Source organism: Streptomyces sp. NPDC052299 (assembly GCF_040679335.1).
GTDB lineage: Bacteria > Actinomycetota > Actinomycetes > Streptomycetales > Streptomycetaceae > Streptomyces.
This window is the reverse complement of sequence record NZ_JBFAUP010000012.1, coordinates 113,182-127,423: the sequence shown is the minus strand read 5'-3', so window position 1 is coordinate 127,423 and position 14,242 is coordinate 113,182. Positions and strand designations below refer to the sequence as shown.

Here is a 14,242-nt window from a genome sequence, read left to right as displayed (position 1 = left end):
CCCCCTTGTTCGGTTCCCGGCCCGCGACCGGTGTGACGAACCTCAGGCTACCTTCGGCGTGGCCGCTGGTTCGGTGCGGCGATGCGGGGTATCCGCTGTCGCATGTCGTCAGCGAGCAATGCTTCCGTCCCGTCCCGGATCGCCGGGCTGCGCGACCGGTTCCACCGGCGCGATCTCGCCGTGTTCCAGAATCTGGCCCGGCGGCACTGGCCGGCCGCGGGCCCGGTGCTGCCCCGTCTGAGCCGCAGCGCCAATCACGGGCTCCTGTGGTTCGGCGCCGCGGCCGGCATGGCGGCCTTCGGGGGCAGCGCCCGGGCCCGGCGGGCCGCGCTGCGGGGCATCGCCTCGCTCGCGGTGGCCTCGGCCGCGATCAACACGGTGGGCAAGGGGGCGGTCCGCCGGGAGCGGCCGATCCTGGACGCCGTGCCCGTGATACGGCAGCTGAAGCGGCAGCCGGTGACCACGTCGTTCCCGTCCGGGCATGCCGCGTCGGCCGCCGCGTTCGCCACCGGGGTCGCCCTGGAGTCGCGGGGCTGGGGGGCGGTCGTGGCGCCCGTCGCGCTGTCGGTGGCGGCGTCCCGCGTGTACACCGGGGTGCACTATCCGAGCGATGTGCTGGCCGGGGCGGTGCTCGGTGTGGGGGCGGCGTTCGCCCTGCGGGGGGTGATACCGACGAGGGGGCAGCTGCCCGCGCCGGGCAGACCGCCGGCCGACGCGCCCGCCCTGCCCGAGGGCCGGGGGCTCGTGGTGGTGGCCAACGAGGAGTCGGGGTCGGCGACCGCGACGGCCTCGCTGATCCGGAACGCGCTGCCGGAGGCGGAGATCGTGGAGTGCGCGCCCGGCCGGCTCGCCTCGGAGCTGGCGCAGGCGGCCGGCCGCTGCACGGCGCTGGGGGTGTGCGGCGGCGACGGCACGGTCAACCTGGCGGCGTCCGTGGCGGTGGAGCACCAGGTGCCGCTCGCGGTGTTCCCGGGCGGGACCCTCAACCACTTCGCGTACGACCTGGGCATCGAGACCGTCGCCGACGCCTGCTCCGCACTCGTCGCCGGGAGCGCGGTGCGGGCGGACCTGGGCCGGTTCCGGCCGGGGCCGGACGGCGCCGACGGCTACTTCCTGAACGCCTTCAGCCTGGGCGTGTATCCGGAGCTGGTACGGATGCGGGAGCGCTGGTCGCCCCGGATCGGCGGCTGGCCGGCGGGAGTGCTCGCCGCCCTGCACGTCCTGCGCGGCGAACGCCCCCTGGAGGCCGAACTCGAGGGCCGGTGCCGCCCGTTGTGGCTGTTGTTCGTCGGGAACGGCCTGTTCCAGCGGGTGGGCCCGGCGCCGGGCCGGCGGCACAACCTCGCGGACGGGCTGCTGGACGTCCGCGTGGTGCACGGCGGACGGACGCCCGGCCTGAGGCTGCTCGCGGCGGCGGTCGCGGGGCCGCTGACCCGCTCCCCGATGCACGCGGCGGTCCGCCGTCGACGGGTGCGGATCTCCGGCCTGAAGCCGGGGACGCCGTACGCGTACGACGGTGAAGTGGCCCACAGCGAGACGGAGTTGGTGGTCGACAAGCTGCCGGAGGCCCTGACGGTGTACTGCCCGAGGCCGGCGTAGGGGCCCGGGTCCGGGGACCGAAGAGGGGCGGTCGACGAGGAGTCGGCCGCCCCTTTCGCACACTCGCCCCATGTCCACATAGCAAGATACGTATCTCATTATTCGGCGTCAGGCTCTACGGTGGTCCTACCGATCAGCGCTTTCGCGGTTCGCGTTTCGAGAGAGGATGCACGGCCATGCCGAAGGAGACCGCCGTCTACACCCACGGCCACCACGAGTCGGTGCTGCGCTCGCACCGGTGGCGCACCGCCGCCAACTCCGCCGCCTACCTCGTCGGCGAACTGCGCCCGGGCCTGGACGTGCTGGACGTCGGCTGCGGCCCCGGCACCATCACCGCGGACCTGGCCACGCTGGTCGCCCCGGGCCGGGTGACCGCCGTCGACACCACCGACGAGATCCTGGCCCAGGCCGCCGCGGTCGCCGCCGAACGCGGCGTGGACAACGTGGAGTTCGCCGTCGCGAACGTCCATGCCCTGGACTACCCCGACGACTCCTTCGACGTGGTCCACGCCCATCAGGTCCTCCAGCACGTCGGCGACCCGGTGCAGGCACTGCGCGAGATGCGCCGGGTGTGCCGCCCCGGGGGCGTCGTGGCGGCGCGCGACAGCGACTACGCGGCGATGACCTGGTATCCCGAGTCGCCGGGCATGGACCGCTGGGCGGACCTGTACGGCCGGGTGGCCCGGGCCAACGGCGGCGAGCCGGACGCCGGACGCCGGCTGCTGTCCTGGGCGCAGCGGGCCGGGTTCACCGACATCACGCCCACGGCGGGCTCGTGGTGTTACGCCACGCCGGAGAACCGGGCCTGGTGGAGCGGGCTGTGGGCCGACCGCACCGTCGGCTCGGCCTACGCGAAGCTGGCGGTGGACGGCGGGCACGCCACGGCGGAGGAGCTGGCGGAGATCGCCGGGGCGTGGCGTACGTGGGGCGCGCAGGACGACGGCTGGTTCATGGTCCCGCACGGCGAGGTGCTCTGCCGCGTCTGAGCGCGGCCGGGGCCGAAAGGATCACATGGCGGCGGGTGGCCAACTAACCTTGCCGCCATGGAGATCCTGGGAACCACGCTGCGTATCTGCGTCGCCGACCTGGAGGCCGCGGTGGCCTTCTACGAGCGGCTGACCGGCGCTCGGGCCCTCCGCTTCGAGCGCGGCGGGGTGTCCGTCGCCGCGATCAGCTGCTTCCTGCTGATGAGCGGTCCCGAATCGGAGCTGGAGATCCTGCGCAAGGTCACCGCGACCATCGCCGTGAAGGACGTGGACGAGGCCCACGAATCCCTGACCCGGGTCGGCGCGCGCGTCATCGCGGGCCCGGTGCCGACCCCGGCCGGGCGCAACCTCATCGCGGTGCACCCGGACGGCTCGGTCTTCGAATACGTCGACCGCAACGTGCCGGTCTAACGGAGACCGGTCCGCTCCAGCACCAGGCGGGCCAGCTCGTCGGTCGGCAGCTCGCCGTCCAGCACCACGGTGTCCTCGCGCAGGCTGCCCACCGCCGCCACGCACTCGGCGATCCGCGACTTCCCCCAGCGTCGCGCCGCCTCGTCGCGCTCCGGGTCGTCGGGCATCAGCACCCGGTCGTGCAGCCGCCGTTCGAGGACCGGGGCGGAGACGTCGAGGAAGAAGTGGTGGACCGGGACGCCCGCCTTCTCCAGGGCCCCGAAGACCTCGTCGGCGTACTGCCTGCGGACCACGGTCATCGGCGCCAGGACCGGCCGGCCGTACTCCTCGACCAGCCCCTGGGCCAGCGACGCCACCTGCTTGCGCCACAGCGGGATGTTCTGGAAGTCGCCGCCCGGCACCTCCACGATCTCGCGCAGCAGGAAGCCGACGTACTCCGGGTCGAAGACGAGGGCGTCCGGGAGTCTGCGGTGGAGTTCGGTGACCAGGGTGGTCTTGCCGCTGCCGAAGGCCCCGTTGATCCAGATGATCATGTGGTGCTTCTCCTGCTCAGGCGCGCGGGCGCATCCGGTAGTCGTACGCGTCGGGCAGCGGTTCGTCCATGAGCCGCTGCCACACCTCCTCGAGGATCTCGGCGCCCTCGCGCAGGTCGGCCACTTCGAAGCCCGCGTCGAACACGGCCTTCGCGGCGTCGGGGCGGCCCTCCGCGAGCAGCAGCTGGGCTTCCAGCAGCCGGAACCGGCCGCGTGCCCGGGCCTCCGGGGGCAGCCCCTCCCACACCGTGCGGGCGGCCTCGGCGCGCCCCGCCGACAGCAGCGCGTCGATCGCCTCCCGGCCCAGCGCGTCGGCGGCCGCGGTCCACGACGCGACGCCCTCGCGGCGCTCCGCGCACAGCCCGTCGAACGCCTCGGCGTAGTACTCGGCGGCCAGTTCGCGCTGGCCGCTCACCAGGGCGGCGACGGCCAGGCAGCGCAGCAGCGGCCAGCGGGAGGCGGCCGTGGCCAGACCGCGTTCCCAGCTGCGGACGGCCTGGGCGCGGTCGTCGGCGTGCCACTGCGCGATGCCGAGGTGGTATTCGGTGAGCGGTTCGGCGGGGGCCGTCTCCAGCATGTCCCGCCAATGCCGGGAGACCAGGGTGGGCCCGGGGACCGCCCCTCCGGCACCGGGGAACGCGCCCTGGTCCAGGAGTCCGAGCCAGGGGGCCTGCTCCTCACCCAGCATGTCGTCGGTGAACGGCGTGCCGGGCAGCTCGTACCGGCCTCGGCGCACCTCCAGGGCGCCCCAGCCGGAGCCGGTGGCGAGCCGTTCGCCCGGTTCGGCGTCGGCGTGGGCGCGCCAGGCGGTGTACGCCGCGTCCACGTCGGCACGCGGCAGGGCGTCCGCGAGCCGCCGCTCGGTCTCGGCGCGGGCCGCCGCCCAGTCGTCGCCGTGCACGGCGGAGGGGTCGGCGGCGAGCGGCCCGTACGACTCCAGCCAGCTGAACTCGCCGCCCGGTTCCAGCGGTATGTGCTCCAGTTGGGTGCGGGCCAGTCCGGCCTGGATCTCCGCGTAGCCGCCGGTGCCGGGCTCGGTGAGCCATTCCTGCCAGCGCCGCCCGCCGGACCCGCTGCCCCAGAGGAACAGCTTGCGGCCCCGGAGCAGATCGGTGGAGGTCTGGACGAGTCCGTGGCCCTGCTCGTCCAGGGCGGCGATCCAGCGGCGGGCGCCGTCGGGCACCTCGTAGAAGTAGTCGGCGGGGTACTCGCTGCGCAGCGGGTAGGTGCGGTCGGTGCCGCCGCTCTCGGGGACCGGGACCTTGGTCAGGCTGCGCTCGTAGCCGAAGTGCCAGGCCTCGTCCGCCGGGGCGATCACCCGGGTGCGCGCGTCCTCCGGGACGGCGGTGTTGGACCACCAGTAGACCGGTGCGGGCTGCTCGTGCGGGTTGCGTATCCGTACGCCGACGTGCAGGAACGCGGAGTCGGCGGGGAGCCACAGGTCCACCTGGAAGGGCAGGTCGCGCAGCCGCTCCCACTCCCAGAGCCGGACCATTACGCCGCCGTCGGGAGCCGGGACCAGCGCGGCGTGCAACGGGGCGCAGGAGAGCGTGGTGTGCCCGGTCGCGCCGATGTTCCACTCGATGCCGCCGGAGAACCAGGCGCCGTTGAGCGCGAAGTCGGCGGGCTGGAGGACCGGGTTGGCGTAGACGAGGTCGCGGCCGGCCGGCTTGTGGACGAGCGAGTGGATGCGGCCGCCGAGGCCGGGGAGCACGGTGACGCGCAGATGGTCGTTCTCGATGACGATCGCGTCGAGGTCCGTGCGGACGCGCTCACGCCCGTAGCCGTCGAGGAGGCGTACGGGCAGCACGGTGGTCAGCGGGGCGTGGCCGAGTTGGCGGGCCATGTCGCGCGGAAGCCCGGACCGGTCCCGTGCCTCAATGACATGCGTCTCGTCCAGCGGCCGCAGCGCGGGCAGCGGGTTCTCCGGCCCGGTCGCCGCCGCGGGCAGGGTCAGAACGGCACGTCGTACGGTGGTGGCCAAGGCAACCTCGCTTCTCGCGCGGGCCGCCACAGGTCCGGGCGCCCCCCGATGACCATGGAACACGCCGGTCGCCGCCCCGACAAGGGGTGTCTCGGCGCCCGGAATTCCGTTTCCGTCCCGCTCACCACACCCGTACGCTCGCTGCGGACACCGGACACAGCGGGCGAGAGGGACAGCACGACAGATGAGTACGCAGCACACCTACCGGGTGATCGTGCGCGGCACGTTCCAGGAACTGACGGACGCGGCGCGCGAGCGGCTGCTGGCCGAGGTCGAGGAGCACGGGCTCGCCGCGATGCAGTTCACCGAGGAGGGCTCGCTCACCTACGACCGCGTCCTCAAGCACTTCAGCTTCCGCTACGTGGTCGTCTCGGACGCCGAGGACGGCGAGGAGATGGCCGGCGCCATCGCCGAGGACCGGGCGCAGACGGCGCTGCGCGAGGCGGGGTACGGCCACGGCGAGCTGCGGTCCACGGTGACGGACATGGACACGATGAAGATCAACTACAAGCGGCGGTGAGTCCCTGGGCCGCGCCCGATGGGGGCAACCTGCCCCCGGAAGGTGATGGACCGCGTGGATTCGGGAACCCGTTCCGTCGTCCCGCCCTCACGCGAAAGGTCCGGCCCATGACCAGCGAACAGTCCAGCACGCTCGGCCCCGACAGTGATCTGACCCAGGTCTTCGAGCTCGCCCAGCAGCTGCGGGTGGATTCGGTGCGGGCCAGCACCTCGGCGGGGTCCGGGCACCCCACGTCCAGCCTGTCGGCGGCCGATCTGATGGCGGTCCTCATGACCCGGCATCTGCGGTACGACTGGGACGCGCCGGAGAACCCGGCCGGTGACCACCTCGTCTTCTCCAAGGGCCACGCCTCGCCGCTCCTGTACGCCATGTTCAAGGCGGCCGGCGCGATCGACGACGAGGAGCTGATGACGACGTACCGCCGCTTCGGTCACCGGCTGCAGGGCCACCCCACCCCCGAGCTGCCCTGGGTGGACGTGGCGACCGGCTCGCTGGGACAGGGCATCGCGTACGGCGTGGGCATCGCGCTCGCCGGGCGGGACCTGGAGAAGCAGCCGTACCGGGTGTGGGTGCTGTGCGGGGACAGCGAGATGGCCGAGGGGTCCGTCTGGGAGGCCCTGGACAAGGCCGGCCAGCACAAGTTGGGCAACTTCACCGCGATCATCGACGTCAACCGCCTCGGCCAGTCCGGCCCCACCGAGCTCGAATGGGACACCGGCACCTACGCGCGCCGCGTCGAGGCGTTCGGCTGCCGCGCCCTCGTGGTCGACGGGCACGACCTGACCGAGATCGACCGGGCCCTGAGGACGGCGGCGGACGGCAGCGCCCCCACGGTGATCGTCGCGAAGACGGTCAAGGGGCGCGGGGTCGGCGAGGTCGCCGACAAGGAGGGCTGGCACGGCAAGCCGCTGCCCGAGGACCTGGCCGGGCGGGCGGTCGAGGAGCTGGGCGGCGTCCGCGACCTGCGGGTGACGGGCCCCCGGCCGCCGAAGGCCGCGCCCGCCGCGAAGCGCGCCGGAGGCACCGTGGAGCTGCCGCGCTTCGAGAAGGGCGACGAGGTCGCGACCCGGGTCGCCTTCGGCAAGGCGCTGGTGGCGCTCGGTGCGCGGCCCGAGGTCGTCGCCCTGGACGCCGAGGTCGGGAACTCCACGCACTCGGAGGACTTCAAGAAGGCGTACCCGGACCGCTTCTTCCAGACGTACATCGCGGAGCAGCAGATGGTCGCCGAGGCCGTCGGCATGGCCGTGCGCGGCTTCCGCCCGTACGCGACCACCTTCGCGGCGTTCCTCACCCGGGCGCACGACTTCATTCGCATGGCGGCCGTCTCGGACATCACGATGGCGCTCTGCGGTACGCACAGCGGGGTGGAGATCGGGGCGGACGGTCCCTCGCAGATGGGTGTCGAGGACCTGGCGATGATGCGCGCGGTGCGCGGTTCGACCGTGTTCTACCCGAGCGACGCGACCTCGGCGGCGGCTCTGACCGCGGCCATGGCGGACATCGACGGGATCTCGTACCTGCGGACCACGCGCGGCGCCTACCCGGTGCTGTACGGGAGCGAGGAGACGTTCCCCGTCGGCGGCTCGAAGACGCTGCGGCACGGCGACGCGGACCAGGTCACCCTGGTCGGCGCGGGGGTCACGCTGCACGAGTGCCTGGCCGCCGCCGAGCTGCTGGCCGAGGACGGCATCCGGGCCCGGGTCATCGACCTCTACTCGGTCAAGCCTCTCGACGCCGAGGCGCTGGCTCGCGCGGCCCGGGAGACCGGCGCCCTGGTCGTGGTCGAGGACCACCACCCCGAGGGCGGCATCGGCGAGGCGGTGCTGTCGTCGCTGGCGGAGTCCGGCAGCCACCCGGGCTTCGTCCACCTCGCCGGGAGCAACCTCCCCGGGTCCGGCACCACGGCGGAACTGCTCGACGCGGCGGGGATCTCCCGCACGCACATCGCGGACGCGGCACGGAGCCTCGTCAAGTAGCCGGTGTCAGGCGGGGCGGCGCATCTCTGCGGTGATCGCCCAGCGTTCGTGGTCGCGCCAGGCGCCGTCGATGTACAGGAAGTCCGGCGAATAGCCTTCGAGCCGGAAGCCCGCCCGGCGCACCAGCCCGGTCGACCCCGCGTTGTCCGGCTGGATGTTGGCCTCCAGGCGGTGCAGGGAGAGCGGCCCGAAGGCGTGGTCCAGGACGAGTTCCAGTCCTTCGCCCATGAGGCCGCGCCCGGCCGCGTGCGCGAACGCGCCGTAGCCGAGGGCGCCGCAGCGGAAGGCCCCGGCGACGATGTTGTTGATGTTGATGAACCCGGCGATCGGTCCGGCCCCGCCCGCCGCGTCGCGCTCGCACACCAGGAATCCGGCCCGCGTCGGGTCCTCGATGAGGGCACCGGCGTAGCGGGCGTACGCATCGGGGGTGGCGGGCGGGAAGAGCCAGGGCCGGTGCAGGGCGGCGCTCTCCCGGGCCCGGGCGGTGAACTCGTCGGCGTCGCCGGGGGTGAAGGGGCGGATCGCCGTGCGCGGCCCCTCGGCGAGACAGCGGGTGTCGGACATCGCCCCAGCTTAGGACGGCCGTGCGGGGCGGGCTCGGTGAGCCCGCCCCGTACGGCCGATGTCCGCGCTCCTACTTGGACCGTCGCCGGAAGACGTACGCGCCGCACGCCATGCCGGCCGCGAACATCACGACCAGCCATACGTAGAGCGGAGCCGTCACCAGCGGGACGATGAGGCGGACCTCGACGTCCTTGGTGTTCTCGGCGATGAACACGATCGACAGGACCGCGATCACGAGGACCAGGATGCGGGCGGGGGTGAAGGCCCCACTGCCGCTCTTCCCGCTGCTCGACACGTCCTTCGGGCTCATGAGCAGCCCCTTTCCCGGCCCTGGTACGGCCGTCGCCCCGGGGCTCCAGCATGGCTCCGCCCCCGTCCCCACCGGCGGAGATGTTCGGCCATCCGGGTGACGGGGGCGGCCGTCCTGGCAGGTCAGAGCAGTGCGGGCACCTCGACGGTGAGGGTGGCCGGGCCGCCGTCCGCCGGGGCGTCGAGCACAGCGGGGACCCCGAGCGGGATCGTGAGCCCGGTGGGCCCGTGGCCGAAGCCCAGCTCCTCCACGACCGGGACGCCCAGCCCGCCCAGCCGGTCCGCGAGCACCGCCCGCACCCGGTCGTACGGTCCGCACCCCGCCCAGGACCCGCAGGCCACCCCGGCGACCCCGTCGAGCGCCCCGGCCCGCAGCAGCTGGGTGAGGATGCGGTCCAGGCTGTACGGGTCCTCGGTGGTGTCCTCGATGACGAGCAGCCCGCCCCGGGCCGAGGCGCGGGCGTGCGGGGTGCCCAGGTCGGCGGCGAGCAGGCTCACACAGCCGCCGTAGGTGATGCCGCGCGCCCGGCCCGGGACCAGCGCCCTGGCGTCCTCCAGGCCCAGGGTCAGCTGCGTCCCCGGGTCGAAGAGCGTGGCCCGCAGGGACTCCTGGGTGCGCGGGTCCTTGAGGAAAGTCTCGGTCCCCACCATGGGCCCGTGCAGGGTGGCGAAGCCGGTCCGCAGCGCGAACGCCTCGTGGAGCACGGTGACGTCGCTGTAGCCGACGAACACCTTGGGCCCGGCCGCGCGCACCGCCGCCCAGTCCACCAGGTCCACCATGCGGTGCGCCCCGTACCCGCCGCGCGCGCAGATCACCGCGTCGACGGCGGGGTCGCACCACGCGTCCCGGAGGTCCCGGGCCCGGGCCTCGTCCGTACCGGCGAGGTAGTCCAGGTCCCGGTGCACGTCCAGCACATGGGGCATGGGCACGGGGTCGAGGCCCCAGCCGCGCAGGATGTCCAGGCCGGGTTCCAGCCGGTCGGCGGGGACCGGCCCGGACGGGGAGACGACGGCGACCTTCGCCCCGGGGCGCAGCCGGGCGGGGCGGGTCAGCGGGGTGAGGGTCACCGCTTCAGCTCCAGGGTGGCCACATCGGGCCGGTCGAAGCCGAACACCTGGGCGTACAGGGAGAGTTCGGACTCCAGCGCGTCGATCATCGTGGTCGCGCGGCGGAAGCCGTGGCCCTCGCCCGGGTAGGTGCGGTACGCGTGCGGGATGCCGCGTCCCTCGACGGCGGCGAGGAAGCGCTCGCACTGCACGGGCGGGCAGATGGGGTCGTCCTCGCCCTGGAGGAGCAGGAACGGCACGGTGAGCCGGTCGGTGCGGCCGACCGGGGAGCGTTCCCGGTAGCGCTCGGGGACCTCGGCCAGGGGGCCGACCAGCGACTCCAGGTACTGGGACTCGAAGTCGTGGGTCTCGTCGGTGCCCCATCCCGCGAGGTCGAGGATCGGGTAGATGATGGTGCCGCAGGCGTAGACGTCGGTGCCGGTCAGCGAGGCGGCGGTGGTCCAGCCTCCGGCGCTGCCGCCCCGGATGGCGAGCCGGTCCGGGTCGGCGGTGCCCTCGGCGGCGAGCGTCCCGGCGACGGCGGCGCAGTCCTCCACGTCCACGACGCCCCACTGCTCGCGCAGCCGGTTGCGGTAGGCCCGGCCGTATCCCGCGGATCCGCCGTAGTTGACCTCGGCGACGCCGATGCCGCGCGAGGTGAAGTAGGCGATCTCCAGGTCCAGGACGAGCGCGGCGTGTCCGGTGGGGCCACCGTGGGCCCACACCACGTACGGCGGCAACTCGCCCTCGGGGCCGGTGTGTCCGGGGTTGCGCGGCGGGTAGACCTGGGCGTGGATCTCGCGTCCGCCGGGTCCGGTGAAGGTGCGCAGGACCGGTTCCGGGTAGTACGCGGGGTCGACGGCGTCCTCGTGCGGGGTGCCGGTGATCCGGGTGTGGCCGGTCGCGGTGTCCAGTTCCACGAGCTCGTAGCCGCTGTGCGGGCTCGCGGCGACGCCGGTGACGCGGGAGCCGCGCACGGTGAGCGTCGGCGCCCACTCGGTCCAGGGTCCCGCGATGTCGACCAGATCGCCGGTCTCCGGGTCGAGTATGCCGAGGGTGGTGGTGCCCTTGCCGTGGAGGACGGCGATCAGCCCGCTGTCGAGGGGGCGGAACCAGACGTGCCCGATCTTCCACAGCGGTCCGGCGAACTCCTCCTCGCGCGGGCACAGTTCCCGGGTGGCGCCGGTGTCCGGGTCGAGCCGGTACAGATTCCACCAGCCGCTGCGGTCGCTCGCCAGGAGCAGATGTCCGTCAGCGGTCCACTGGACCTGGGGCACGGACTCCTCGGGTCCGCCGGCGACGGTCCGGGCGTCCTGGAAGGTCCCGTCGGCGCCGACGTCCGCGACCAGCACCTCGGTGCCGTCCCAGGGCATGCGCGGGTGGTCCCAGCCGATCCAGGCGGCGCGCCGCCCGTCCGGCGACACCTCGGGGCCGGTGACGAACCGGTGCCGTCCGTCGCTCAGTTCGCGTACGGCGGACCGGTCGCCGGCCGCTGATCCGTCCAGCGGCACGGCGGCGAGGACCCGGCGCAGTGCGGTGGGCGCCTCGCCGGTGAACTCCTCCAGGACGCACCACACCTCGCCGGCCGTGCCCCGGTCCGGGTGGAGGCGCGGGTCGGCCCAGCGCAGTCCGCCGCCGACGGCGGAGACCGGGGTGAGCGGCCATGGATCACGTTCGCCGTCGGGCTCGTAGGCGTACAGCCGCTGGTCGGCGAAGTGGACGAAGACGACGAGCGGGCCGCCCCCCGCCCGCTCGGTGCCGGCCCAGGGCTGTCCGCCGTACTCGATGACCCGGCTGCGGGCGTCCCAGGGGGCGGGCAGTTCGGTGGTGGTGCCGTCGGCGGTGCGGCGGACCAGGGCGCGACGGCCGGCTTCGGCGGGGCGCGGTTCGGTCCACCACAGCTCGTCGCCGACCGCGCCGGTGTACTCGGGCCGTCCGTCGTGGGAGGCGGCCAGTGCGGCGTCGATCGGTGAGGGCCAGCTGCCGTGGGGCTGTGCGGTGGGCATGGGTGTCGGTCTCCCCCGAGTGGTTCAGGCGGTGCGCAGGTAGTGGTCCAGGACCCGGACGCCGAAGTGCAGCGCGTCGACGGGGACGCGTTCGTCCACGCCGTGGAAGAGGGCCTGGTAGTCGAAGCCGACGGGCAGCTTCAGCGGCGAGAAGCCGTAGCCGGTGATGCCGAGCCGGGAGAACTGCTTGGCGTCGGTGCCACCGGACATGCAGTACGGCACGACGTGCCCGTCGGGGTCGAACCGCTCGATGGCGGCGCGGAGTCTGCCGTACGTGGGTGAGTCGACCGGGGCCTGGAGTGCGACCTCGCGGTGGGCGAACTCCCAGTCGACGGAGGGCCCGGTGAGCCGGTCCATCGTCGTGCGGAACTCCTCGTCGCCGCCGGGGACGGTCCGGCCGTCGATGTAGGCGGTGGCGTGGCCGGGGATGACGTTGACCTTGTAACCGGCTTCCAGCATCGTCGGGTTGGAGCTGTTGCGGACGGTCGGGGCGACGAGGGCCGCGGCCGGTCCGATCTTGCCGAGGAGTTCGTCCACGTCGAAGCCGGGGGCGTCCAGGTCCGGGTGGATGCCGTGGAGCGCGGCGAGCTCGGTGAGCGCGGCGCGGACCGTCGGGGTGAGCCGGACGGGCCACTCGTGCTCGCCGATGCGGGCGACGGCGGCGGCGAGCGCGGTGACGGCGTTGGCCCGGTTGACCTTGGAGCCGTGTCCGGCCTTGCCGCGGGCGGTGAGCTTCAGCCAGCCGGTGCCGCGTTCGCCGGCGCCGATGGGGTAGAGCGGCATGGTGGGACCGGCGTGGAAGGTGAAGGCACCGGACTCGCTGATGCCCTCCGTGCAGCCGTCGAAGAGGGCGGCGTGCCGGTCGGCGAGGAATCCCGAGCCGTCCTCGGCGCTGGCCTCCTCGTCGGCGGTGTAGGCGATGACGATGTCGCGCCGGGGACGGATGCCGGACCGGGCCCAGAACCGGACGACGGCCAGGACCATCGCGTCCATGTTCTTCATGTCGATGGCGCCGCGCCCCCACACCGTCCCGTCGCGGACCTCGCCCGAGAAGGGGTGCACGGTCCAGTCGGCGGCCTCGGCCGGCACCACGTCGAGGTGGCCGTGGACGAGGAGGGCGGGCGCGGACGGGTCGGTGCCGGGAATCCGGGCGACCACGTTGGTGCGGCCGGGGGTGCGTTCCAGGAGCGCGGGTTCCAGGCCGGTGGCGGCCAGGCGCTCGGCGACGTATTCGGCTGCGGGGCGTTCGCGGCAGTCGCCGCCGCCCCGGTTGGTGGTGTCGATGCGGATCAGTTCGGAGGTGAACGTCACCGATTCGTCGAGCGCCAGGGCGTCGACGGAGTCCTGAGGGGCGGGCGCCTCAGCCATACTGCTCCTCCACGGCGGACGAGACGATCGTCGTCACCGCCTTGAACGTGCGGATACCTTCGTACATCGTCGCGCTGGTGTAGGAGACCCGCCTCTCGCCGCTGGGCGCCGCACCGGGCACGACGGTGGCCGCCGCGGCCAGGTGCTCGGCGTCGAATTCCAGCTCCACGGTGAACGGGCCGCCCTCCACCGGTGTGTACCGCCCGGCGAGGGGGACGGCCCGGGCGGCGGCCGCCCGGATGTCGGCGGCGGTGCGGGCGGGGGTGCGGCAGACGGCGGCGTACCGCGACACGTAGTCCTTGACGGCCACCTTCTCCGCGTCGGGGGCGTATCCCCCGGCGTCCACGCAGGTCAGGTCGTCGCCGGTGACGAGGACGACGGGGACGCCGTACTCGGCGGCGACGTGCGCGTTGAGCAGGCCCTCGCTGGCCCGGACGCCGTTCAGCCAGACCCCGGTGATGGAGTTGGCGAGGTAGGTGTGGGCGAGGACGCCCTCCGCACCGGCGCCCGTGTGGTAGCCGACGAACGCGACCGCGTCGACGTCGCCGTGCTGGATGCCCTCGACCATGCTGAGCGACTTGTGCTTGCCGGTGAGCATCTGGACGCGGTCGTCCAGTCTCTCCAGGAGCAGGTTGCGCATGGTCCAGTGGGCCTCGTTGATCAGCACCTCGTCCGCGCCCCCGTCGTAGAAGCCGAGGGCGGCGGCGTTGACGTCGGAGGTGAACAGGGAGCGGCACCGCTCCCACTGCGGCGTGCCGGGCAGCACGTCGGCCGGCCAGGTCACACCGGTGGCGCCTTCCATGTCGGCGCTGACGAGGATCTTCATGCGGCCACACGGTACGCGTCGATGAAGGCGCAGGCCAGGGGTGCCGGGCACGCCACAGGTCCAATCCAATGGCGCTCCCGGCGACCCCTGCGGGCCGCCGGGAGCCGGAGTCG

General features: G+C 73.6%; 13 protein-coding genes. 5 read left to right on the top strand and 8 right to left on the bottom strand.

The features are described from left to right. Positions 1–102 precede the first annotated feature (102 nt). The 3 genes from AB0L33_RS21480 (at position 103) to AB0L33_RS21470 (ending at position 2,996) form a co-directional block, all read left to right on the top strand. Entirely contained in the window at positions 103–1,599 is a 1,497-nt protein-coding gene (locus tag AB0L33_RS21480; RefSeq protein WP_365683726.1) for a phosphatase PAP2 family protein, read from the top strand. 176 nt (positions 1,600–1,775) lie between these two features. Then, entirely contained in the window at positions 1,776–2,585 is an 810-nt protein-coding gene (locus tag AB0L33_RS21475) for a methyltransferase domain-containing protein (protein ID WP_365683724.1), read from the top strand. 57 nt (positions 2,586–2,642) lie between these two features. Then, complete coding sequence (locus AB0L33_RS21470) at positions 2,643–2,996, top strand: VOC family protein (protein ID WP_365683722.1); 354 nt, start codon at positions 2,643–2,645, stop codon at positions 2,994–2,996. On the opposite strand, the gene AB0L33_RS21465 is transcribed toward AB0L33_RS21470, so the two are convergent. Both AB0L33_RS21465 and AB0L33_RS21460 read right to left on the bottom strand, forming a co-directional pair. Next, positions 2,993–3,529, bottom strand: a complete 537-nt coding sequence (locus AB0L33_RS21465) for an AAA family ATPase (RefSeq protein WP_365683720.1) — start codon at positions 3,527–3,529, stop codon at positions 2,993–2,995. The two genes, AB0L33_RS21470 and AB0L33_RS21465, sit on opposite strands and share 4 nt — an antisense overlap. 16 nt (positions 3,530–3,545) lie before the next feature. Then, positions 3,546–5,513 carry a DUF5107 domain-containing protein gene (locus tag AB0L33_RS21460; protein ID WP_365683718.1) on the bottom strand — a complete coding sequence of 656 codons (1,968 nt, stop codon included), beginning with the start codon at positions 5,511–5,513 and terminating at the stop codon, positions 3,546–3,548. Positions 5,514–5,697: 184 nt separating this feature from the next. On the opposite strand from AB0L33_RS21460, the gene AB0L33_RS21455 reads away from it, so the two are divergent. Continuing rightward, positions 5,698–6,033 carry a DUF6204 family protein gene (locus AB0L33_RS21455; protein ID WP_365683716.1) on the top strand — a complete coding sequence of 112 codons (336 nt, stop codon included), beginning with the start codon at positions 5,698–5,700 and terminating at the stop codon, positions 6,031–6,033. Between the two features lie 107 nt (positions 6,034–6,140). Next, on the top strand, positions 6,141–8,009 hold the full coding sequence (locus AB0L33_RS21450) for a transketolase (protein WP_365683714.1): 1,869 nt from the start codon (positions 6,141–6,143) through the stop codon (positions 8,007–8,009). A 6-nt stretch (positions 8,010–8,015) separates the two neighbouring features. On the opposite strand, the gene AB0L33_RS21445 is transcribed toward AB0L33_RS21450, so the two are convergent. The 6 genes from AB0L33_RS21445 to AB0L33_RS21420 all read right to left on the bottom strand — a co-directional run bounded on the left by AB0L33_RS21445 (position 8,016) and on the right by AB0L33_RS21420 (position 14,129). Then, positions 8,016–8,573 carry a GNAT family protein gene (locus AB0L33_RS21445; protein ID WP_365683712.1) on the bottom strand — a complete coding sequence of 186 codons (558 nt, stop codon included), beginning with the start codon at positions 8,571–8,573 and terminating at the stop codon, positions 8,016–8,018. A 70-nt stretch (positions 8,574–8,643) separates the two neighbouring features. Then, entirely contained in the window at positions 8,644–8,883 is a 240-nt protein-coding gene (locus AB0L33_RS21440) for a DUF1049 domain-containing protein (RefSeq protein WP_365683710.1), read from the bottom strand. Between the two features lie 122 nt (positions 8,884–9,005). Then, complete coding sequence (locus tag AB0L33_RS21435) at positions 9,006–9,950, bottom strand: LD-carboxypeptidase (protein WP_365683708.1); 945 nt, start codon at positions 9,948–9,950, stop codon at positions 9,006–9,008. Beyond that, the gene (locus tag AB0L33_RS21430; RefSeq protein WP_365683706.1) at positions 9,947–11,935 is read right to left on the bottom strand and encodes a prolyl oligopeptidase family serine peptidase; all 1,989 of its coding nucleotides are present in this window, start codon (positions 11,933–11,935) and stop codon (positions 9,947–9,949) included. Before AB0L33_RS21430 ends, AB0L33_RS21435 begins: the two co-directional genes overlap by 4 nt. Positions 11,936–11,959: 24 nt before the next feature. Next, positions 11,960–13,303 carry a M20/M25/M40 family metallo-hydrolase gene (locus tag AB0L33_RS21425; RefSeq protein WP_365683704.1) on the bottom strand — a complete coding sequence of 448 codons (1,344 nt, stop codon included), beginning with the start codon at positions 13,301–13,303 and terminating at the stop codon, positions 11,960–11,962. Then, positions 13,296–14,129, bottom strand: a complete 834-nt coding sequence (locus AB0L33_RS21420; RefSeq protein ID WP_365683702.1) for a M55 family metallopeptidase — start codon at positions 14,127–14,129, stop codon at positions 13,296–13,298. The genes AB0L33_RS21425 and AB0L33_RS21420 overlap by 8 nt, the downstream gene beginning before the upstream one ends. Between the last annotated feature and the right edge of the window lie 113 nt (positions 14,130–14,242).

Excerpts from the sequence above, each read along its gene's own strand:
- AB0L33_RS21465 (WP_365683720.1), bottom strand. The coding sequence starts at position 3,529 with ATGATCATCTGGATCAACGGGGCCTTCGGCAGCGGCAAGACCACCCTG.
- AB0L33_RS21430 (WP_365683706.1), bottom strand. The coding sequence starts at position 11,935 with ATGCCCACCGCACAGCCCCACGGCAGCTGGCCCTCACCGATCGACGCC.
- AB0L33_RS21475 (WP_365683724.1), top strand. The coding sequence starts at position 1,776 with ATGCCGAAGGAGACCGCCGTCTACACCCACGGCCACCACGAGTCGGTG.
- AB0L33_RS21420 (WP_365683702.1), bottom strand. The coding sequence starts at position 14,129 with ATGAAGATCCTCGTCAGCGCCGACATGGAAGGCGCCACCGGTGTGACC.
- AB0L33_RS21425 (WP_365683704.1), bottom strand. The coding sequence starts at position 13,303 with ATGGCTGAGGCGCCCGCCCCTCAGGACTCCGTCGACGCCCTGGCGCTC.
- AB0L33_RS21470 (WP_365683722.1), top strand. The coding sequence starts at position 2,643 with ATGGAGATCCTGGGAACCACGCTGCGTATCTGCGTCGCCGACCTGGAG.
- AB0L33_RS21450 (WP_365683714.1), top strand. The coding sequence starts at position 6,141 with ATGACCAGCGAACAGTCCAGCACGCTCGGCCCCGACAGTGATCTGACC.
- AB0L33_RS21455 (WP_365683716.1), top strand. The coding sequence starts at position 5,698 with ATGAGTACGCAGCACACCTACCGGGTGATCGTGCGCGGCACGTTCCAG.
- AB0L33_RS21440 (WP_365683710.1), bottom strand. The coding sequence starts at position 8,883 with ATGAGCCCGAAGGACGTGTCGAGCAGCGGGAAGAGCGGCAGTGGGGCC.
- AB0L33_RS21480 (WP_365683726.1), top strand. The coding sequence starts at position 103 with ATGTCGTCAGCGAGCAATGCTTCCGTCCCGTCCCGGATCGCCGGGCTG.
- AB0L33_RS21445 (WP_365683712.1), bottom strand. The coding sequence starts at position 8,573 with ATGTCCGACACCCGCTGTCTCGCCGAGGGGCCGCGCACGGCGATCCGC.